Annotated in this window: 25 protein-coding genes and 1 pseudogene; all 26 read right to left on the bottom strand. The window is 27.1% G+C overall.

Going from position 1 to position 22,036, the window contains the following annotated elements:
- Positions 1–174: 174 nt before the first annotated feature.
- On the bottom strand, positions 175–1,527 hold the full coding sequence (locus VJI93_RS07650; protein ID WP_324000296.1) for an MATE family efflux transporter: 1,353 nt from the start codon (positions 1,525–1,527) through the stop codon (positions 175–177).
- Positions 1,528–1,536: 9 nt separating this feature from the next.
- A complete protein-coding gene (locus tag VJI93_RS07645; protein ID WP_324000297.1) occupies positions 1,537–2,421 on the bottom strand; it encodes an Hsp33 family molecular chaperone HslO in 885 nt (294 codons plus the stop codon).
- Between the two features lie 67 nt (positions 2,422–2,488).
- Positions 2,489–3,055, bottom strand: a complete 567-nt coding sequence (locus VJI93_RS07640) for a GrpB family protein (protein ID WP_324000298.1) — start codon at positions 3,053–3,055, stop codon at positions 2,489–2,491.
- A gap of 124 nt (positions 3,056–3,179) precedes the next feature.
- Entirely contained in the window at positions 3,180–3,380 is a 201-nt protein-coding gene (locus tag VJI93_RS07635; RefSeq protein WP_324000300.1) for a cold shock domain-containing protein, read from the bottom strand.
- Between the two features lie 93 nt (positions 3,381–3,473).
- The gene (locus tag VJI93_RS07630) at positions 3,474–4,085 is read right to left on the bottom strand and encodes a thymidine kinase (protein WP_324000302.1); all 612 of its coding nucleotides are present in this window, start codon (positions 4,083–4,085) and stop codon (positions 3,474–3,476) included.
- A 2-nt stretch (positions 4,086–4,087) separates the two neighbouring features.
- Complete coding sequence (locus VJI93_RS07625) at positions 4,088–4,684, bottom strand: peptidylprolyl isomerase (RefSeq protein WP_324000328.1); 597 nt, start codon at positions 4,682–4,684, stop codon at positions 4,088–4,090.
- 66 nt (positions 4,685–4,750) lie between these two features.
- Positions 4,751–5,206: pseudogene (locus VJI93_RS07620) on the bottom strand (GNAT family N-acetyltransferase); the annotation flags it as partial.
- On the bottom strand, positions 5,188–6,120 hold the full coding sequence (locus tag VJI93_RS07615; RefSeq protein WP_324000304.1) for an RluA family pseudouridine synthase: 933 nt from the start codon (positions 6,118–6,120) through the stop codon (positions 5,188–5,190). The gene VJI93_RS07615 and the pseudogene VJI93_RS07620, both read right to left, overlap by 19 nt.
- Positions 6,121–6,123: 3 nt before the next feature.
- The gene (locus VJI93_RS07610) at positions 6,124–6,792 is read right to left on the bottom strand and encodes a uracil-DNA glycosylase (RefSeq protein ID WP_324000307.1); all 669 of its coding nucleotides are present in this window, start codon (positions 6,790–6,792) and stop codon (positions 6,124–6,126) included.
- A gap of 1 nt (position 6,793) precedes the next feature.
- Entirely contained in the window at positions 6,794–7,246 is a 453-nt protein-coding gene (gene lspA, locus VJI93_RS07605; protein WP_324000308.1) for a signal peptidase II, read from the bottom strand.
- Entirely contained in the window at positions 7,243–8,022 is a 780-nt protein-coding gene (locus VJI93_RS07600; protein WP_324000309.1) for a YlmH/Sll1252 family protein, read from the bottom strand. The genes lspA and VJI93_RS07600 overlap by 4 nt, the downstream gene beginning before the upstream one ends.
- Before the next feature lie 4 nt (positions 8,023–8,026).
- Complete coding sequence (locus VJI93_RS07595) at positions 8,027–8,494, bottom strand: cell division protein SepF (protein WP_324000310.1); 468 nt, start codon at positions 8,492–8,494, stop codon at positions 8,027–8,029.
- Positions 8,495–8,593: 99 nt separating this feature from the next.
- Positions 8,594–9,286 (bottom strand): YggS family pyridoxal phosphate-dependent enzyme, encoded by a 693-nt coding sequence (locus tag VJI93_RS07590; protein ID WP_324000311.1) that lies wholly within the window; start codon positions 9,284–9,286, stop codon positions 8,594–8,596.
- Complete coding sequence (locus VJI93_RS07585) at positions 9,286–10,422, bottom strand: HlyD family efflux transporter periplasmic adaptor subunit (RefSeq protein WP_324000312.1); 1,137 nt, start codon at positions 10,420–10,422, stop codon at positions 9,286–9,288. The genes VJI93_RS07590 and VJI93_RS07585 overlap by 1 nt, the downstream gene beginning before the upstream one ends.
- Before the next feature lie 29 nt (positions 10,423–10,451).
- Positions 10,452–11,735, bottom strand: a complete 1,284-nt coding sequence (locus VJI93_RS07580; RefSeq protein WP_324000313.1) for an adenylosuccinate synthase — start codon at positions 11,733–11,735, stop codon at positions 10,452–10,454.
- A gap of 14 nt (positions 11,736–11,749) precedes the next feature.
- Positions 11,750–12,361 (bottom strand): phosphatase PAP2 family protein, encoded by a 612-nt coding sequence (locus VJI93_RS07575; RefSeq protein WP_324000314.1) that lies wholly within the window; start codon positions 12,359–12,361, stop codon positions 11,750–11,752.
- Positions 12,361–12,990: a phosphatase PAP2 family protein gene (locus VJI93_RS07570; RefSeq protein WP_324000315.1), complete on the bottom strand. Its 630-nt coding sequence runs from the start codon at positions 12,988–12,990 to the stop codon at positions 12,361–12,363. Before VJI93_RS07570 ends, VJI93_RS07575 begins: the two co-directional genes overlap by 1 nt.
- A 245-nt stretch (positions 12,991–13,235) precedes the next feature.
- Positions 13,236–13,466: a glutaredoxin family protein gene (locus tag VJI93_RS07565; RefSeq protein ID WP_324000316.1), complete on the bottom strand. Its 231-nt coding sequence runs from the start codon at positions 13,464–13,466 to the stop codon at positions 13,236–13,238.
- A 114-nt stretch (positions 13,467–13,580) separates the two neighbouring features.
- Positions 13,581–14,423: a 16S rRNA (adenine(1518)-N(6)/adenine(1519)-N(6))-dimethyltransferase RsmA gene (rsmA, locus tag VJI93_RS07560; RefSeq protein WP_324000317.1), complete on the bottom strand. Its 843-nt coding sequence runs from the start codon at positions 14,421–14,423 to the stop codon at positions 13,581–13,583.
- Position 14,424: 1 nt separating this feature from the next.
- The gene (gene rnmV, locus VJI93_RS07555; protein WP_324000318.1) at positions 14,425–14,976 is read right to left on the bottom strand and encodes a ribonuclease M5; all 552 of its coding nucleotides are present in this window, start codon (positions 14,974–14,976) and stop codon (positions 14,425–14,427) included.
- A gap of 1 nt (position 14,977) precedes the next feature.
- A complete protein-coding gene (locus VJI93_RS07550) occupies positions 14,978–15,748 on the bottom strand; it encodes a TatD family hydrolase (protein WP_324000320.1) in 771 nt (256 codons plus the stop codon).
- Complete coding sequence (gene metG, locus VJI93_RS07545; protein ID WP_324000321.1) at positions 15,748–17,697, bottom strand: methionine--tRNA ligase; 1,950 nt, start codon at positions 17,695–17,697, stop codon at positions 15,748–15,750. Before metG ends, VJI93_RS07550 begins: the two co-directional genes overlap by 1 nt.
- A gap of 16 nt (positions 17,698–17,713) precedes the next feature.
- On the bottom strand, positions 17,714–19,024 hold the full coding sequence (gene mtaB / locus VJI93_RS07540; RefSeq protein WP_324000323.1) for a tRNA (N(6)-L-threonylcarbamoyladenosine(37)-C(2))-methylthiotransferase MtaB: 1,311 nt from the start codon (positions 19,022–19,024) through the stop codon (positions 17,714–17,716).
- 7 nt (positions 19,025–19,031) lie between these two features.
- Positions 19,032–19,760 carry an RsmE family RNA methyltransferase gene (locus VJI93_RS07535; RefSeq protein WP_324000325.1) on the bottom strand — a complete coding sequence of 243 codons (729 nt, stop codon included), beginning with the start codon at positions 19,758–19,760 and terminating at the stop codon, positions 19,032–19,034.
- A complete protein-coding gene (prmA, locus tag VJI93_RS07530) occupies positions 19,753–20,691 on the bottom strand; it encodes a 50S ribosomal protein L11 methyltransferase (RefSeq protein ID WP_324000326.1) in 939 nt (312 codons plus the stop codon). Before prmA ends, VJI93_RS07535 begins: the two co-directional genes overlap by 8 nt.
- Positions 20,691–21,827, bottom strand: a complete 1,137-nt coding sequence (dnaJ, locus tag VJI93_RS07525; RefSeq protein WP_324000327.1) for a molecular chaperone DnaJ — start codon at positions 21,825–21,827, stop codon at positions 20,691–20,693. The genes prmA and dnaJ overlap by 1 nt, the downstream gene beginning before the upstream one ends.
- Between the last annotated feature and the right edge of the window lie 209 nt (positions 21,828–22,036).

Genomic DNA, 22,036 nt, shown 5'->3' with positions numbered 1-22,036 from the left:
ATTAATTCTCCTTTAATTCTAATATACAGGTTATATTTTTTTATAATTTTTGGTCTCACATCATTTACAAATGTACACATTTTAAATTAATATAAAAAATACGTAGCACTATATAGTTCAACGTATTAAATTTATTTAAAATCAACTTTAATATAAAAAAATCTTTTCAATACATCAAAGTTCAAAATCAAAGTTTTTCTTGATGAATCGTTTAAAGAAAATATAATTTAATATTCCCTTTAAAAAAGTACAAAAAGAAATTACAGCCCAAATATAAACTATATCTAATTTTAGATATAAAACTAAATAAGCAAGGGGAATTCTTAGTGCATTTGAAAAGGTGCTTATTACTGTAGGCGTTTTTGTATTTTTAAGCCCATTAAACATTCCTGAAATTCCAATTTCAAGTGCTAAAAATATCTCTGAAAAGGCTAAAACTTTTAAATAACTAACACCCATTCTAATTGTATTTAAGTCATCTCTTATAAATAATTTGATTATATAATCTGATGAAAAAAACAGAAAGAATGAACAGAAAACTCCAATTCCTAAAATTATCCTAAGTCCTTTTTTATAACCGGATTGTATGTTTTCATAATTTTTTGCCCCGAAATTTTGAGCAATTAAAGCACATAAAGCAATAGAAAAACCCTCAACAGTCATCCAGTTTATAGCTTCTATTTGAACTGCGACATTTTCTGCAGCAACTGCATTTTCTCCCCAATTTGCTATTATTCTAAGTAAAATAGTAGAAATAAATGCAAATATACAAGATTTAAAAGCAGTTGGAATACCAAGTCTTAGAACTTCCTTAAGTGTAGCATTGTTAAAATTTTTAACCAAATTGAAGCCTTTAAGAATTTTCCCATCTGAAATTGAGAAAATTATAAAAATGAATGTAACAAGAATTTGGGATAAAGTTGTAGCTATTGCTGCTCCACTAACACCAAATTCCGGTAGTCCAAAGTATCCATAAATCAGTATTGGATCTAAAACTATATTTATAATAAGTCCAACTGAATTTGCAATAAAAGGAACTTTACTATTTCCTGATCCATTAAACACTCCTGAAAATAGAGGATTTAAAAAAGTAAATGGAAGTCCTAATAATACAATTTTTAAATAGCTATTAGCAAGAGAATTTACCATTTCACTCTTTATATTAAAAAATTTTATTATATCAATACCAAAAATGTATAATAATATTCCAAAGGTTATGGACATAAATAAATTTATCACAACAGAAGTATCGATATACTTTCTAAATTGTTTATCATCCCTTGAACCTATACTATAAGCTACTCCTATTTCAATTCCTGTTTTGGAAACTAAAACTAAAGAATTTGCAAACCACATAATAAATGCGACTATGCCAACTCCAGCAATTGCTTCGGTTCCAAGCTTTCCAACCCAAAATGTGTCCATTAAAGTGTAAGACATTTGAATAAATGAAGTTGTCATTATCGGAATAGACATCATCACTAAATTTCTATAGATTCTATTATCTAATAAATTTATTTTTTTCATAAGTTATTCCTACAATTTTTTTAATAAATTTTTTATATATTCAATACTTTTCTTATACTTCTTATCACAAAAATTACAAGAAATTTCAATATCTTTGCCCTCTTCAACTATATCATTAAGCTCTTTTTTACCTAAACCCAACAACATATTATCAATCTTTTCATCACTGCAATTACATTTATAGTGAATGATTTTTTCCTCGATAATTCTAATATTAAAAATCTTCAAAATAGAAACAATATAATCATAAAAACTCATATCATCAGTTTTTGAAACAAGATAATTTTCAAGTTCTGTCTTAAACATATCTGAATAGATTTTAAATTGTGATAAATCTTTTTCAGTATAATTAGGTAATAGTTCCATCATAAATCCAAAGGAAATATAATCATCTTCAACCTTTTTAACTTGTAAATCAATAGAAGTAACAGTTTGATTTGAGGCACTGAAATAATTAGTAAAATTTTCACTAATATCTGAAGAAATTATGCTTGTTTGTCCAACATAAGGAGCTTTAAGCCCTAAATCCTTTATCAAAACAAGTATTCCTTTATCACCTATAAAATCTTTTGAAAATTTTCCTTTTTCATAGATTTTATCATATTTACTTAAGTTTTTATTTTCTAAATATCCTGTTATAAATGAGTTATTATATAATTTTGAAATTATAAGACCACATTCTCCATTTGTCTTTAACTTCAAGTCAATAGAGTCAGTATCATTCTTTAAATCAGAATAAAGCAAAGCATTCATCGTTAAAACTTTTCCCATTTCAATATTTGAACTGACAGAACTCTTTTGTAATTTTTCAAAATCTTTTACTATATCATCTGTAAAAGCAAAGAAAAATCTCATTGAATTATGTTCATCAATACATCTTAATATTTTTGCCATAAAAACTCCTTAATATTAATCTTACATAAAATTATATACTAAAATTTTAAAGAAATCAATTGATAAATTAATATCTTTTACCATATTTTTTCTTCGCAATTTCAGTATATTTTTTAATAAATTCTCCTTTTGATTCTGTATAAGCATCTCGATTATGTTCAAATTTTTCCCATAGAGATAATTTAAGTTTTTCATACTCTTTTGCAATTTCAGAATTTTCAAATAAATAATCTCTAAAATACAATTCATCATTGTCTCCGACTAATCTTATATGCAAATGAAATATTTTTTTAGCAAATCCTTTTTCAGTATATCCTTTATTCATAGAAATTCGCTTTTTATCTTCACTCATACAAAGCCAATTATTTTTTAATAATATATCCTTTACAAATTGTAAATCTTCATTATTCTTAATCTCTAAAAGAATATCCACAATATTTTTTGCCCATATTGTAGGAATATATGTACTTCCTATATGCGAAATTCTGTAAATTTTTTCATTTGGAATTAAAAATAAAATATTTGCTTTTTCATCTTTATACCAAGTTTTCCATTCATCATTATGTTCAACTAGAAATATTGGAAAAATTTCCCACAATTCCTCTAAACTCATCTCATATAATTTTTTACTCATAAAATATCCTTTTAATTAAATTTAAAAAATCTCCCAAATAGGAGATTTTACTTCTTGATTAATATTAATATAATAACATACTTAAGTATGTTTAAATTGAATTTTCTCTTAAGAAAAGACAATCTTATAACTTAACAACACCAGAAGCTTGAGGACCTTTAGCACCGTCAACTATTTCAAATTCAACAGCTTGTCCTTCATCTAAAGTTCTAAATTCACCAGTTTCTTCTAATGCTGAATAATGTACAAATACATCTTCTCCATCTTCAGTAGAAATAAATCCAAATCCTTTAGCTGCATTGAACCATTTTACAGTTCCTTTCATATCCTTCTAATCCTCCAATACTATAGGAAATATGTAGTAAATTATTACTACCTTCATACTATAACATAATTAAAAAAATAAAGCAAGTAAAATTTATTCATCTTCTAGCATACTTAATTGATTTTCCATTTGTTTTCTGATTTTTTCTTTTTCATAATAACATTTTCTACAAAGAGGCTCATAACTTTCTGCAGCTCCAAGTTTTATTCTTTCATCATCATGTGTTTTTCTGTAACTAACCCAAGCATCAACACCACAATTTGCACAAACCGCATGATGTTTATATAGATAATCAGCTCTTGGCATTAACTCTTTTACTAACTCAAAAGGTTCAGCTTTAAAGTCCATGTCAAGACCTGCAAGAACAACAGTAAATTCATTTTCTAAAAATAAATTTAAAGTTTCAACAATCTTATTTATATCACCTTTAATAAATTGTACCTCATCAATTCCAATAATACTTGCAGTACTTGTCTTCATATATTCTATAATATCATCAATGCTTTCAACCGGTATAGCTCTCATTTTATTATTATCATGAGTAACTATTTCTTTATCAGCATATCTATTGTCAAACTTAGGTTTAAAAACTACCGTTTCATATTTTGCAATTTCAAATCTATTTAAGTCTTTCCATAAACTTGAAGTCTTTCCCGAGAACATACTTCCAGTATGTAAAATTAATTTACCTTTATATTGATGCATAATTAACCCTCAAAAACTTTTTCTTCAATTGACAAAATTACAATATCTTCTACCGGCTTGTCATTTGAACAGTAAGTATTTGCTATTTCATCAACTACTTCCATTCCTTTAAATACTTGACCAAAAACAGTATGCTTAAAATCTAACCAGAAAGCTCCACCAAATTTTTCATAAGTTTCAACAACTTCATCAGGATACACTTTTTTATCTGAATTTTTTAAATAGTTTACATAATCATCAGAAATTTTACTATTTTGAACTATAAAAAATTGACTTCCATTCGTATTTGGTCCAGCATTTGCCATTGACAATGCTCCTCTATAATTTCTAAAATTTCCGTCGAATTCATCTTCAAATGATTCTCCCCAGATACTTTCTCCACCCATTCCAGTACCTGTTGGATCTCCACCTTGAATCATAAAATCTCTAATAACTCTGTGAAAAATAACTCCGTCATAATATCCTCTTTTAGCCAATGTAATAAAATTTTCACAAGCCTTAGGAGCAACTTCATTAAATAATCTAAAAGAAATTTCCCCCACATTTGTTTTCATTATATAAACTTTTTCACCATTTTTAGGCATTTCTAATTGTTTCATACTCTTTTCTCCTTTTAAATAATTTTTTCTTAAAATTGCTCTATGTATTAAGGTTATATATCTTCCCTTTAAAAATTCCTCATCTTCAAATTTACCCTCAACTTTAAGTCCACATTTCTCCATAACTTTTCCTGAAGCGATGTTTTCTTTAATATGCACTGCACAAACTCTATTAACTTTTAAGGTGTTAAAAGCATAATCAAGCATAAAATTCAAAGTTTCAGTCATATAACCTTTGTTCCAAAAATTTTTATTTAAAACATATCCTAAAGATAAGGAATTATTTTTCATATCCGCTTTGTATTCAAAAGAACCAATACATTTATTGGAAATTTTTTCAACAATCGCAAAACAATATTTATTTTTCATAAAATAATCAGTAATTACTTTTTCTGATTCCAAAATATTTTTGTGTTTATCCCAAGTAACGAATTTACAAGTTTCATCATCATTTCCAAACTCAAAAACATCGTCTATATCGTCTAAACTGAATTTTCTAAAAATTAATCTTTCGCTTTGCATAATAACTCCTTATTAAAATCTAAACCCGTTTTATTTAAAATACTAAAAAAATATTCATCAGGTAAAACCATAAAACTTAATTTTTCTTTCGTAATTGGATGTAAAAATTCAAGATAGTAGGAATGTAACATTTGTCCTTTGGCCTTTATCTTTTCATTTTTATTTCCATAAGTTTCATCTCCAATAATTGGATGATTAAGGCTACTAAAATGGACTCTTATCTGATGAGTTCGACCAGTATGAAGAGTTACATCAACTAATGAATATTTTAAATTTGAAGATAAGATATTATATTCTGTAAGTGCTTCTTTTCCGGATTTGCTTTTTACAGACATTTTCTTTCTATCTTTTTCAGCTCTGCCAATAGGCTTATCTATAAGCCCATTCTCTTTTGAAAAGCTTCCATTACAGATTGCTAAATATTTTTTATTAATTTCTCTATTAGCAAACATTTCAACTAATTTTAGATGTGTTTCATCGTCCTTTGCACAGATTATAAGTCCTGTTGTATCCTTATCAAGTCTGTGAACAATTCCTGGTCTTTCGGAATTAATCATTGATAATTTACAATGATTTAAAAGAGCATTAACCAAAGTATGTTCTTCATTTCCAACAGCAGGATGAACAACCATATTTCTAGGTTTATTTATAATTATAATATAATCATCTTCATATACAATATCTAAATTTATATCTTCAGCAACTAAAGTAATTTCTTTTTTCTCAGGAATAGAAACTGTTATTTCATCTCCTATTTTTAAAATTACATTAGGCTTTATATTTTTCCCATTTACAAAAACTAATTTCTCTTTTATCAGCTTTTGAATTGAAGTCCTTGATAAATTAGAAATTTGTTCGGATAAAAAAACATCACATCTAATTTTTTTATCACTAATATATTTTAATTCTGTCAAAAATTACACTCTCCAATCTATCGGTTCAACTCCCTTGCTAATCAAAAATTCATTTGCTTTTGAAAATGGCTTACTTCCAAAAAATCCTCGATGAGCGGAAAAAGGAGAAGGATGTGTGCTTGTAATTATAAAATTATTTTCATCTCTTTTTATCAAATTGTTCTTTGAAATAGCGAAACTGCCCCAAAGGATAAAAACTTTAGGATAATCAAAATTTGAAATAATTTCGATAACTCTATCTGTGAAAATTTGCCAGCCTATATCTTTATGTGAATTTGGCTTTGCCTTTTCAACTGTAAGAGTAGCATTTAAAAGAAAAACACCTTGTTCAACCCAAGAAGTTAAATCTCCATGATTTGGAGGAGTTATTCCTAAATCTGAATATAACTCAAGATATATATTTCGAAGTGAAGGTGGTATTTTTTCTCCTCTATTTACCGAAAAACTCATTCCATTTGCTTGATTTACCCCATGATATGGATCTTGCCCTAAGATAATTACCTTAATGTCTTTTGGTGATATTTTATCAAAAATAGTAAAGACAGATTCATTAGGCGGAAATATAGTTTTATGTTTATATTCCTCATTTAAAAAATTTTTCATCTTAATAAAATAGTCTTTTTTAAATTCATCTTTTAAATATTCATTCCAAGCAACATAATTAGACATCATCTTAATTCTCCTTTTTAGTAAACGAAACAACTATAAGTAAAAAACAAGCTACACAAATATAAATATCCGCAAAATTAAATACAGGAAAATCATATAACCCACCAAATCTTGTGTGTATAAAATCGACAACAAAAGAAAATCTAATTCTATCAATGCAATTTCCCAATGCTCCACAAGCAATTAAAGCGAATAATATTTGTTCAATTTTAGCCATTTTATCTTTATTTTTATATATATAAAATAAAATCCCAAAAAACGCAACTAAAGAAATAAAAATAAAGAAATATTTATATCCTCTAAAACTACCAAAAGCCACTCCTGTATTTTCTACATAGGTAAATTCCAGCCAATTTTTAATTAAAACCACTGAATCAGCACCTTTTAAATTAGCTACTGTAATGTATTTAGTAAGTTGGTCTAATGCTAATCCAACTATTATAATTGCATATATCATATAGAATACCTCTTAATATTGACAACAAATTTGTTCTTTTTTGTTAAACCGTCAAAACTGTCAACCTTAAACTTTCCTTCTTTTCTTATTGAAATTATATCACTTTCATTTATCTTCTTATCGAAATCTTTACATTCCTCATAGTTCAAATTTACATTTCCACTTTTAATAAATTTTTGAGCAATTTCTCTTGAAGTTCTTGCAAGTTCTTTTACAAAACAATCCAATCTCAAACTGGAGACTATTATTTTTTCATTTTCGTATTTTCTAAAATTAGTAGGTATAAAATTGTCATCCATAATTTCCAATTTTAAATCTTGTCCTGAAAATTTTAACCCATTAGAAAACAAAAATGTCCCTATCGGTTTTAAGCAATAAACATACCAATATCCATCAAATTTTAATATTTCTCCGACTTTTTCACGAGTTATTCCTAAATGAAGAATACTTCCCAAGATATTTCTATGTCCTATTCCTGAAATATCTTTAAATCTTAAAGTTTCTAAATAATCATTTAATGAATAGTCATGTCTATAAAAAATCAAAAATTTTCTTTCATAATCTTCTTCAGCAAAGATAGTATCATAATTAAAATCTAAATTTTTTAAAATTCTCTCTACATATTTAAACTCCAACGGAGTAAAAAAGTTAGAAACAAACACTTCTTTGTAACTTTTTTCCATAGAAACAAGACCATCTAAAAATTTATTGATGGCCTTTTTAATTTCTATATTATTAATATTATCTAAAATCTTAATCTTATCAAATGATTTCATTTAATTAAATTTGATAAAATCCGTTATTTTCAATTTGATCTTTAACTTTTCCGTCAATATCAATTCCCTTAGGAGCTAAGATAAAGATATCTTTTGTAACTTTTTGTATTTTTCCTGATAAAGAATAAATACCTCCGCTTACAAAATCAAAAATTTGTCTTTTCTTATCAACTTCCAACATTTCCAAATTCAAAACAACAACTTTTCCTTTTAAAACATCATCTAAAACTTGAGTTCCATCATCAAAAGTGATTGGTTCTCTGATAGAAATTAAAAATCTACTAATGTTAGGCATTGTAACGATATTTGATTTTTCTTTTTCTAAAGATAGTTTGCTACTACTTCTAGCATAACTTTCCCCAACTGATTTAGGTTGTTTTTCAACAACTGCCTCTTCTTCATAATCATCGTATTCATCTTCTAAGTCATCACTGCCAACAAATTTCTTTATTTTGTCCATAAAGCCTGCCATAATATTCCTCCTCATATTTTTATATATTTTATAACAAACGAAAATTTAAAATTTTCTAATTATAATCATTTTAATAAATTTTTTAATATTTCATTAATATTAATTTATTACATAATTTCTAGCACCAAATATTGATGTTCCAATCCTGATAAGATTAGCTCCCTCCTCTATGGCAATCATAAAATCATTGCTCATTCCCATAGATAGAATATTCATATCAATATTCTTTAAATTAAATTTTGAAATTTCGTCAAATAATGATTTCATCTTTTTAAAATAAACCCTAGTATCTTCAGCATCCTCACAGTATGGAGCAACTGTCATAAGTCCATTTACAAAAACATTATCTCTTTTTGAAACTTCTTTTATAAAATCAAGGACATCTTCTTCAAAAATTCCTGATTTACTATCTTCTTTCCCAATATTTACTTCAACTAAACAATTTACAGTAATCCCTTTATTTTTAGCTTCAGTTTCCAATTTATCTAAAAGTGAAATTCTATCTAAAGAATGAATCAATTCAACTTTATCAATAATAGATTTAACTTTATTTGTTTGGAGATGTCCAATCATATGAAATTTTACTTTCCCATCAAAGTATTCATATTTTTTTAGTATTTCTTGAACTTTATTTTCTCCAAAAGTATCAAAACCTAAATCGATAGCTTCTTGAATTTTATCAACATCAACTGTTTTTGAAACTGGTAATAAAAATATTTCTTCTTTATCTCTATTTGAGTTTTTACAAGCTAGAGAAATTTCTTCAAGTATATTATTTATATTTTCTTTCATTACTTTAAAATTTCACCTTCTTTAACTTTACTAGCATCTTTTAAGATATTAGAAAAAATCCCAACTGAACTGTTTTTTGAGTCAATATAAACTTTTGAATTTATCCTATCAATAAATTTAACTTTGACCTTTGCTCTTGTTATATTACCGAAAGAATCAACCACTAAAACATAATCTTCACCATCTTTAGAAGTAAGAGCCGTTAATGGAAGTTCAAAAGAACTAGAAACTGTCTTTATTACATTTAAGTCGATGAATCTCTTATCTGCAATTTCATTAAAAGCAGACGAAAACTGAGCAACAATTAAATCATATTCAGAACCTTTTTTTACCTTTTTGATTATTCCGGTAGCAATAGAATTTCCAACATTTACCTTGATACTTTTATTTACATCTATATCTTCTAAAGTTTCAGCCTTAACTCTAATACAAAGATAATATTTCAAATTATCTACAATTTTTATTCCGTCAATATTTGATATATTATTTGCATTATCAAAGTTAAAGTCCTTTTCATCTATAGAATCAATAATAGAAAAATCATATACATTCTCTAGACCATCAATCTTGTTTAATACAACTCCAGAATTTTTTGAAACAATTTTTCCAGAATTAATTGTATCATTTAATAATGAATATCTAAATAATTTATCGGAACTATATTTTTTACCAAAAGCAGTTTTGTTCTGATCACTTGAAAGTATATCAAAAGTTTTTGAAAAATCTTTATCTCGAATATGTTTTAAGATACTTTCCATGTCAATATTTTCAACTTTTGAGTCTTTGTTATCCTCTTGTTCTTGTAAAGTTTTAACCTTTTCAGCTAAATAATCTTTAAAGTTTTGGTCAATTTTTGAAACATCAACTTCTCCTATTTCTTTATCAACTCCAACTTTAGAATTATCTACTTCAATATTACTTTTTCCGACATAATATAGGTATTCATCTTTTATAACCAATGCTTTAGAAGTAAGGTTTAAATCATAAGTTTTTGGATTTTCCAAAACCATTATATCCTTATTTAAATTTTTATTAAAAAACACATTTTTTATTAAAAACAAACTAATAAATACAATTAAAATAACTAAACCTAAATGTTCCTTGGCATTAGGTAAAATTCCTCTACTTTTTTTCATATAATACCCATTAGTACTAATTTATAAAATTAAATATTACTATCTTTATAAATTATATCTTCTCTCTTTGGACCATTAGAAATCATCTTAACCGGAACTTCCAATTCTTTCTCAATAAATTCAATGTATTCTCTACATTCAATTGGTAGTTCTTCATAACTTTTAATTCCTCTTATATCCCTATTCCATCCTTTTAAAACTTTCCAAACCGGTTTTGCTTTTTCAAGCTTATCAGTTGTTGGAAAATCTCTAGTAATTTCACCATCAATTTCATATCCAACACAGATTGGAATTTCTTCTAAATATCCTAAAGCATCAATAACAGTTAATACGGCTTCAGTACTACCTTGAACTCTACAACCATATCTTGAAGCAACTGCATCAAAATATCCAACACGTCTAGGTCTTCCTGTTGTAGCACCATATTCTCCCTTATCTCCACCACGTCTTCTTAACTCTTCAGCTTCTTCTCCGAAAATTTCACTTACGAATGCTCCAGCACCAACTGCACTAGAATAAGCCTTAACAACAGTAACAATGTCTTTGATAGCATAAGGTGGAATTCCTGCTCCAATTGCTCCATATCCTGCTAAAGTTGATGAAGAAGTTACCATTGGATATATTCCATGATCTGTATCTTTTAAAGAACCAAGTTGCCCTTCAAGTAAAATTTTCTTTCCTGATTTTATAGCATCATTCAAGAATTTTGATACATCACAAACATAAGGTTTGATTGCATCTCTCCATACTAGCATAAGCTCATATAATTCTTTTGCATTAATTTTTTCTTTATGATATAAATTTTCTAGAATTACATTTTTATATTCAACAACTCTTTCAACTTTTTCAAACAAGTTTTCATCAAATAATTCATTTACTTGAAAACCTATTTTAGCGTATTTATCTGAATAGCAAGGTGCAATTCCAGATTTTGTAGAGCCGAATGAATTTTCTCCAAGTCTTTCCTCTTCATATGCATCAAAATCAATATGATAAGGCATAACAAGTTGTGCTCTGTCTGAAACTAAAATATTAATATCGGGAACATTCTTTTCTTTTAAGTATTCAATTTCTTTAAGTAAATAAGGGATATTAAGCGCTACACCATTACCTATTACAGATGTTGTATGCTTATAAAAAACACCTGAAGGTAATAAATGCAATGCGAATCTTCCATACTCGTTTATAATAGTATGTCCTGCATTGGAACCGCCTTGAAATCTAACAATTATATCCGCATTTTCAGCTAACATATCTGTTATTTTCCCTTTTCCTTCATCTCCCCAATTTGCTCCTACAACTGCTTTGACCATAAATCCTCCTAATATTAAAATAAAAATTTATAATAAAATCCAATACTATACAAATATACTGTCCAGCTAAAAAATACAAGTCCTAATAAAGAACCAAAGATAACATCTGAAAACCAATGAACTCCAACAACAATTCTGCTGATTGCAATGCTAAGTCCAAATAAAATACCTACAGTAATCCAAAAAGGAAATGAACTATGTCCATTAAACAAAACATACATTACAGCTGGATAAAAACTCAATCCTATGCAAGAATGCCCACTTGGAAAGCTATATCCCCAATATTTTATATCAGAATGTGAAACTGGACGTTCTCTTCTAAATAAAAATTTAAAAGAATTTAAAAATATCATATTAAATAGCGATGAATTTAAAATTGCACTTGCCAACACATAATTTTTTTCTGAAACAGAATAAAAAAAGATAGGAAATATAATAATAAGTGAAGTTACAACATCTCCCATTGAAGTTATATGTTTCATTGAAGATTTTAAAAATCTCAAATTATTATTTTGAAAAAAATTTTTTAACTTTAAGTCAATCAAAAAGTTTTGTTTTTTCAATTTATTTCCAACTATTGATGTAAAAATAAATACAACAACAGTAAAGATAATCAGATATACCATTAATCCCTCCAAAAATTAAGGTATAATACTCTAGCTAAACTATAACAAAAATACCCTAATATAAACCCTACAATAACATCAGTTGGCCAATGAACCCCTAAAATCACTCTACTTATTGCAATTAAAAAAATCATAATATAAATAATTACATCTATAAACATACTTTTAAATTTTTTTGAAAATAAAAATTTAAAAGTTAAATAAAAGGCTGAAAAATTCATAGAATGTCCACTTGGATAACTAAAGCCCCCCATATTTATCACAAAAAATTCAATAGGCCTTTTTCTAGATACAATATGTTTAATTAACTCATTTAACATATATGTTAATAGTAATATAGCAATTAAAAATAAAAATTCTTTTTTCAAATTGTTATAATAAAAATATACTCCAAAAGGAATAAACAAAATAAAATAAGTTGATCCATTTCCTAAAGATGTTATAAATTTAATAAAATTCAGGAGAATAGTATTTTTTGTAAAAATATTATTATTTTGAATTAAAGTCATAATTTTATAGTCAACACTATTAGTCAGTTCAATACTCTTTAGATAGAAACCAAAAATAATGCTACAAAATAAAACTATAAAAAATAAAACAATAAATTGTCTTAATTTTAATTTTTCCATTTTTCCTCCTAAACCAAAATAATTATATCATAAATTGGATTATTAATCAAAAAAATACATATCTTTTAACAAAAAAACTACCATAAAATTACAAAAATTTAATAGTAGTTTTTTGAAATTTTTTTATTTTCAGGTAATATAATAGTATAGTAAATTAGTATTTTCATTATTTTTAAACATCTTAAAAAGATGCACAAAAAAGGTTCAGCAATAATCACTGAACCCTAAAATTTACTATTTTAATATTATAATCCTAATGCTTTTGATAATTCAGCTTTATCAAAGCCAACCATTTCTACATCATCAACACAGATTACAGGAACACCCATATGTCCTTTTGCCATTAATTCTTTTCTAGCTTCTAAATCAGTTGAAACATTTTTTTCAACATATTCGATGTTATTTGCCTTTAAGAATTCTTTTGCTTGTTTACAATAAGTACAAGACTCGCTTGAATATACTACTACTTTAGCCATTTTTTGCCCCCTAATAAATTTTTTTGATAATTTAAATATTTTCAATATTTATTCAGTAATTTTATACCCCTTGATTTTTTATTTAAACAAAGGATTTTTTAGTTTTTCAACAATTTATAAATTTTCATATTCTCTAGCAATATTTTTAAAATCTTCGAGAGATAATTTTTCAGCCCTAGTTCTAGTATCTATACCTAGTTTTTCTAAAACCTTAATAATTTTTTCTTTTTCAATTCCAGACTTGCAAAATGAATTTAAAATTGTTTTTCTTCTATTTTCAAAGCCATTTTTTATAAGTTTGAACATTGTTTTTTCATACTCAAATCTTTCCTTTTTAAGTCTCATATTGACAACTGCACTATCTACATTCGGTGCAGGAACAAAAACATTTCTAGAGACATTGAAAGCTATATTTGCATCTGCATAATATTTTACGAATAAACTTATGCTTGAATTATCTTTACTATTTTCATCTGCAACAAGTCTTTGAGCAACTTCTTTTTGAACCATTATAGTTATGGATTCTAAATCTAAATCACTCTCTAAAAGTTTTGTTATTATTGGCGTTGTTACATAATATGGTAAGTTCGCAACCACGACAATTTTCTTTTGAGTAAATTTTTCTTCAATAAGTTTCTTCAAATCAATTTTTAGAGCGTCGGATTGAACAAATTCAAAATTATCATATTCACTAAGTGTATAGTCTAAAACTTCTTTCAATCTTGTGTCAATCTCTATTGAAACAACTTTCCCAGCTTTTTCAAGTAAAAATTTTGTAAGAACTCCAAAACCTGGACCTATTTCGATTACTCCATACTCTTTGTCAACAGCTGAAACTTCAACTATCTTTTCTAAGATATTTCTATCTGTTAAAAAGTTTTGTCCAAAATTTTTAGAAAATGAAAATCCGAATTTATCACAAATTTCCTTTATTACTGACAATTTATATAAATCCATTTTAAACTTCCTCTCCTAAAATTTTTTCAACAGCTAAAACTAATTCGCTTTTAGTTATTCCAAAACTATTTAATCTATTTATAAATTGCTTTGAATTACAATATCCAATTTTAAAATGATCACAAAGTTTTTCTCTAAGCTCTTTACTATTTCCCATTCCACTAATTCCTAAAGTAGTTAGAAGGCTTAAGTCTATTTCATCTTTTCTCTCCAAAACCGTTACTTTTGCGTTTTCAATAGCTTCAATAATATCTTCAACTTTTGCATTTTCAACTCCAACATTATCTCCTTTAAGTGCAAGACTCCTACTTAAAAATGCATTTTTACAGTTTGGTATTACTCTATTTATATTTTTTCTAATCTTTTCTCCTGCATAGTCGGGATCGGTAAAAACTATTATTCCACATTTTTCATTTGCCTCTTTTAATTTTTTAAGCAAATTTTTAGAAAAATGTGTTCCATTTGTTGCAATAACATCACAATCAAAAGCGGACTTCACTTTTGAAATATCGTCTTTTCCCTCAACTACTATTATTTCTTTGATTTTTTTCATATTAATCCTCTATTGAAAAAAGATTCCTGACATTACTATTCGTATTATAGATTAAATCATTCAATTCCATTTCTTTAAGTTCAGCAACTTTTTCAGCTGTAAATCTTACATATTTAGGTTCGTTTCGCTTTCCACGATTTGGCTCTGGAGTTAAATATGGACTATCCGTTTCCACAAGCAAATTATCTAGTGGAATAGTCTTTACCATTTCTCTAACATTAACTGCATTTTTAAAAGTTACCGTTCCTGAAATAGAAATATAGTAACCAAGCTCCATAAATCTTTTTGCCATTTCGCTTGAACCTGTGTAACAATGCATTACACCTTTTACTTTACCTTTAAATTCGGATAGAATATCATAAGTATCTCCCATTGCATCTCTTGTATGAATTATAACTGGTAGATTTCTTTTCTCAGCGATTTCAAGTTGTTTTCTAAAGATTTCTTTTTGTTTTTCTCTTGGAGAATTGTCATAGTAATAATCAAGTCCGATTTCTCCAATAGCAACTATTTTTTCACTAAAAGACATTTCATAAACTTTTTTTAAATCTTCATCAGTTACATCTTCAACTTCATGTGGATGAATTCCTACTGCTCCATATACTCTATCATATTTTTTTACAATTTCAATTATTTTTTCACTTGATGATATATCAGAAGCTGGATCGACTATAAAATCAATTCCATCATCTTCAAAATTAGAAATGACCTCTTCTCTATCTTGATCAAATTTCTCATCATCAATATGACAATGACTATCTACTATTTTCATTATGATACCTTTGATCCTTCTTTAACATCATTTAAAACAGTTAATACACTTAAATTTTCATCATCAGATGCAGCAAGTATCATTCCATTACTTTCCACACCTCTTAAATTAACCGGTTTTAAATTTGTAACAACAATAACTTTTTTACCTATAAGATCTTTTTCAGAATAGTATTTTCTTATTCCTGAAACTATAGTTCTAACTTCTCCACCAATATAAATTTTAGAAACTAAAAGTCTATCAGCTTTTGGATGAGGCTGACATTCTAAGATTTTTCCAACCTTAAGTTCAACTTTAGCAAAGTCATCTATTGTTATAAGTTCATTTTCTTTAACCTCTTCTTTAACTTCATCAGCTCCTGAATTTTTCTTCTTTCTCATTTCAATAAGTTCAGAATTTTTTTGAATAATTATTTCTAATTCTTTGTCAACATCAAGCCTATCAAATAAATTCTTTCCTTTACAAACTTTAGTACCAACTTCAAGTAATCCAAATTTAGTTAAGTCTTCATAAGAATAATCTGAATAACCTATTTGTTCATTTATTTTAGATGAAGTTTCTTTCATAAAAGGCTTAATTAATCCTGAAATAATTCTTATACTTTCAAGTAAATTATAAATTACAGTTTTTAATCTTTCTTCTTTTTGTTCTTTAATCAAAGTCCAAGGAGTTGTTTCATCAATATATTTATTAGTTCTTCTAACTAATTTCCATATTTCTTCAAGAGCCATTGAGAAATTAAGTTTATCCATCAACTCTGCAACTCTATCTCTAGTAGTAGTGACAGTTTCTATTAAATCATTATCAAGTTCAGTTAATTCTGTTTGAGAAGGAACTAATCCTCCAAAATATTTTTCACACATTGCAACAGATCTTGAAACTAAGTTACCTAAGTCATTTACAAGGTCTGAATTAATTCTGTTTAACATTTTTGTATAAGTGAAATTACCATCTTGTCCAAAAGTAAATTCTCTAAGCATAAAATATCTTAATGCATCCATTCCATATCTTTCGATAATTGGTTCAGCATAAACAATATTTCCTTTACTTTTACTCATCTTATCATCATCAAATAAAATCCATCCATGTCCAAAAATTTTCTTTGGTAAAGGTAAATCTAATGCCATTAAAATTGCTGGCCAAATAATTGCATGGAAACGCATGATTTCCTTACCAATTAGATGAACATCACATGGCCAGAATTTATTAAATTTCTCTTCATCTGTTCCATAACAAATTCCTGTTAAATAACAACTTAAGGCATCTATCCAAACATATACTACATGCTTTTCATCAAATGGTACTTTAACACCCCAGTCAAAACTTGAACGTGTAACTGACAAATCTGTTAAACCTTCATTAATGAAACTTATCATTTCATTTTTTCTTGATTCCGGTTGAATGAAATCAGGATTTTCTTCATATAATTTCAAAAGTCTATCTTGATATTTAGAAAGTCTAAAAAAATATGTTTCCTCTTCACTTGGAGAAACTTCTCTACCACAGTCGGGACATTTATTTCCTTCAACAAGTTGGCTTTCAGTCCAAAAAGCTTCACAAGGAACACAATACATTCCTTTATAACTTCCTTTATAAATTTCTCCCTTTTCATAAAGCTTAGTAAAAATTTCACTTACATTTTTTTCGTGAATTTTATTCGTACTTCTAACAAAAGAATCAAAATCTATATCTAAAGTTCTCCAAAGTTCCTTTGCACTTTCAACTATGGGATCAATATATTCCAATGGCGCTTTTCCTGCTTTAATAGCAGATTCTTGTAATTTTTGACCATGTTCATCAGTACCAGTTGTAAAAAACACATCAAAACCTTGAGCCTGTTTATATTTCTTTAACACATCTGCAACAATTGTTGTATAAGTATGACCCAAATGCAAATTACTATTTGGATAATAAATAGGTGTTGTCAAATAAAAGTTTTTCTTTTCCAAAATAAGCCTCCTAATTTTATATCTTTATTTTACTTGCTAATCCAAATATTTCTTCTCCTTCAACCGAAAGACCATTGCAATAAACAACTTTGTTTTTCATATCTTCATTATAAGGAGCAGAAAATCTTATATAATTTCTTGTATAACCTACAAGTCTATTTCCATTAATATTTTCTTCAAATAAAACTTCATGTTTTTCTGAAAGTTCTTTTTTCAAAAATTCTGTCGTCATATCCTTTGCTAATAGGATTAATTCATTACTTCTAAATTTCTTTACGTTTCCATCAACCTGTTCTTTAAAATCAAAAGCAGGAGTTCCTTTTCTTTTTGAATATTTAAAAACATGAATTTTAGAAAATCCTATTTCTTTTACAAAACTTAATGTCTCTTGGAAATCCTCGTCATTTTCTCCTGGAAATCCAACAATAATATCAGTTGTAAGGGCAACATTTGGAAAAATTTTCTTAATCATTCTAACTTTTTTTCTATACATATCAGTTGTATATCTTCTATTCATAAGTTTTAGAATTTTATCACAACCGCTTTGCAAAGACAAATGAAAATGCTCACACAATTTTTTACAATTCTTTAATCTAATTAAAAAATCTTCAGAAATTATTCCCGCTTCTATAGAACTAAGTCTTATTCTGTCCAAATTTTCTATTGTAGATAATTTTTCTATAACATCAATTAGCCTAGTATCATTCCCTAAATCAAGTCCATAAGAACCAACATGAATACCAGTAATAATTACTTCCTTGTAACCATTATTCGCAAGCTTTACAGCTTCTTCATATATATCCTCAATAGGTCTTGACTTGATAGGTCCTCTTGCATAAGGAATTATGCAATATGTACAAAACATATTACAACCCTCTTGAATTTTTATATATGCTCTTGTTTTACTTTCTTGATTTTCTATTGACAATACGTCAAAACCACAATCCTTTGTAAGCTCTGAAACGATATTAAACTTTAAATTTGATTTCTTTGATTCTTCACATAATTCAACTATTCTAGCCCTGTTTTTTGTACCAATAATTACATCTACATCTTCAATTGCAGAAATTTCATCAGGTGCAACCTGCGAATAGCAACCTACAACAGCTAAAATAGCATCTTTATTTAACTTCTTAGCTCTGGAAATAAATTGTCTTGATTTCCTGTCGCTCAAATTAGTAACTGTACAAGTATTTATAACATAGACATCACATATCTCATTTTCATTACAAATCTCATACCCTCGGTTCTTAAATAACTCCTGCATAGCTTCAGTTTCATACTGATTAACTTTACAACCCAGAGTTAAAAAACTAACTTTATTCATAAACCTCCTACATAAATTCATATTGTAAAATTGAAAGTAAATTTATGCCAGCAGTTTCCGTTCTCAAAATTCTAGCTCCAAGTCCAATACTGAAAGCTCCATTATTTGTTAAAAATTCAACTTCTTCTCTTTCAAAACCACCCTCTGAACCAATTAATATATAAATATCTTTATAGGAATGTTCTTCTTTAATTCTTTTTATAACTTCTTTTAAAGAAATATTTTTATCCTCTTCATAAGCTACAAGTAAATAATTATCTCCTACAAAATTTATAATATCCTTAAATTGTATCAATTCATTTATTTTCGGAACAATTAATCTCTTTGATTGCTTTGATGCCTCATAAGAAATTTTTTGTAATCTTTCAATTTTTTTACTCTCTTTTTTTTCGTCAAATTTTACGATACATCTTTTTGAATTAACCAAAGTAATATCGTATACTCCTAGTTCAACAGCTTTTTGAACTATTAAATCCATTTTTTCACCCTTTGCCAAACATTGCAACAAGTGAATTCTAATATTTGATTCAGTATTTTCTGAAATTTTTTCCAAATTATATACAGAAATATATTTATCACAAATCTCTATATTCCCAATATAAAGCTCCCCTAAAACTACTACCTCAATTTTTTCATCTTCTGTAATTCTAAGAACTTTTTTTATATGATTATAGTCATCTCCGTATATTTTAACTTTTCCTTCTATGATTGATTCATCAGTAAAAAATCTATGCATTCTTTCTCCTTGCAATTACACAAACCCAATCTTTGTTGTTATTTACTTCCAAAATTTCAAAATTATTTTTTATCAAGGCGTTTTCAACATCGGAATATTTTTCTTCTATTATTCCAGAACCAATAAAAATTCCTTCATCTTTTATAAATTTACTTATATCATCCAATAATTTTACTAAAATATGCGCAAGAATATTGGCAACAATTACATCCGCTTTTGAATTTAATTTTTCGCATAAATCTCCATGATGAACAATGATTCTATCCTCAACTTTATTTAGCTTAGTATTTTCTAAAGTTGCCTCAACACCTAAGATGTCAATGTCAACGGCTTCTACTTTTTTTGCTCCAAGTTTCAAAGCTCCAACAGATAAAATTCCACTTCCGGAGCCTATATCAAAAACTATTTTATCTTTTAAATCTATCTTTTCAAGACCTTCTAAACATAAGGCTGTAGTTTCATGAGTTCCAGTTCCAAAAGCCATTCCCGGATCTAACTCAATCATAACTTCGTTTTCAGATAAATTATAATCTTCCCAAGTTGGTTTTATAATAAAATTCTTCCCAACTTTTGTAGGTTTATAATATTTTTTCCACTCATTTGCCCAATCTTCAGTTTTTATTTTAGAATCTATTTTTAAAATGACTTTTTCGTCGTATTCTCTTTCAAATTCTGAAATTCTCTCTTGTAAAATTTGCAAATTTTCTTCAATTTCATCGTCATTTTTTAAATAAGTCTTAACAGTAATAAAATCACTTTTTTCAAAATCATCCTCATCTAAAACTACCCAATAAGGCTTTTCTTTTGCAAACTCCTCATAATCCCTTGAATCTTTTATATTTATTCCATCAATATCGAATAAATAAAGAATTCCAACTATATTGTCTTCAAATTGATTTTTTACTACAACCTCAATTTCAGTCCAGTCCATTATTCAAATAGCTCCTTTACCTTTTCAAAAAAGTTTTTCTTATGCTCTGTCAAATGTTCTTCTCTCTCATTAGAAAACTCTCTTAAAAGTTCCTTTTGTCTATCAGTTAAATTCTTTGGAGTAATAATTTTAACTCTAAAAGTTAAATTACCCTTACCATATCCATTTACATCAGAAATTCCCCTATCTTTAAGGATAAATTCTGTACCAGTCTCTGTTCCTTCAGGAATTGTATATTTTTCTTTTCCATCTAAAGTTGGGATTTCTACTTCTGCCCCTAAAGTTGCTTCTGTAAAAGAAATTGGTAATTCATAGAAAACATCATTTCCATTTCTTACAAATAATTCATGAGATTTTACTTTGAAAATAACATATACATCTCCATTAGGTCCACCATTTTCTCCACAATTTCCTTGTTCTTTTAAAGTCATAATATTATTTGTATTCACACCTTTTGGAGCTTTAATAGTAAATTTCTTTCTTACAAGAACAAATTTTTTTCCTTTGCATTTTTCACATTTTTCTTCTACAATTTCACCAGTACCATTACATTCATTACATAATTCTTCAGAAACAACTGTTCCAAAAAAACTTTGTCTTTGAACTCTAATACTTCCACGTCCATTACATTTTTTACAAGTAACTTTCTTTGTTCCTGGTTTTGCACCAGTACCTGAACATACATTACAAACAGTTTTTACATTTACAAAAATTTCTTTTTCTACACCATTTACAGCTTCAAAAAAATCCAAATCTAAATAAACTTCAGTATCTTCTCCCTTTCTTGGACGATTGGAATTTCTAGTCGAACCAAATCCTCCAAAACCTCCAAAGCCTCCAAAATTTCCGAAAATACTTTCAAAAATATCTTCCATATCAGAGAAGCCTCCAAAGCCTCCGCCTCCTGATGCATTAGCATTAAAACTTGCTTCTCCATAGGTATCGTATTTTTGTCTTCTATTGTCATCACTTAGTATTTCATAAGCAAAATTTACTTCTTTAAAATTTTCTTCTGCTTCTTTATCATTAGGATTAACATCCGGATGATACTTTTTTGCAAGTTTTCTATATGCAGATTTTAATTCTGCCTTATTACAATTTTTATCCACACCTAATATTTCATATAAATCTCTCATAATCTCTCCTAAAAACATATAATATATAATTACTCAATATATTATTTTACCATAAAATGAACTTTCTTTCCACTATTTTTATCTATCTTATGGCTTGTGTTGTGTTATGATACAATTGATGTGAGACCAAGGGTACAAAAAAAAAGAGAATATCCTGTATAATTATTAAAACAAAAAAATTAACTAGAAAGGAACTCTCTTTTATGAAT

The sequence above is a fragment of the Parvimonas sp. M20 genome, from assembly GCF_035282425.1.
Taxonomy (GTDB): Bacteria; Bacillota; Clostridia; order Tissierellales; family Peptoniphilaceae; genus Parvimonas.
This window is presented reverse-complemented; position numbering and strand designations above follow the sequence as displayed.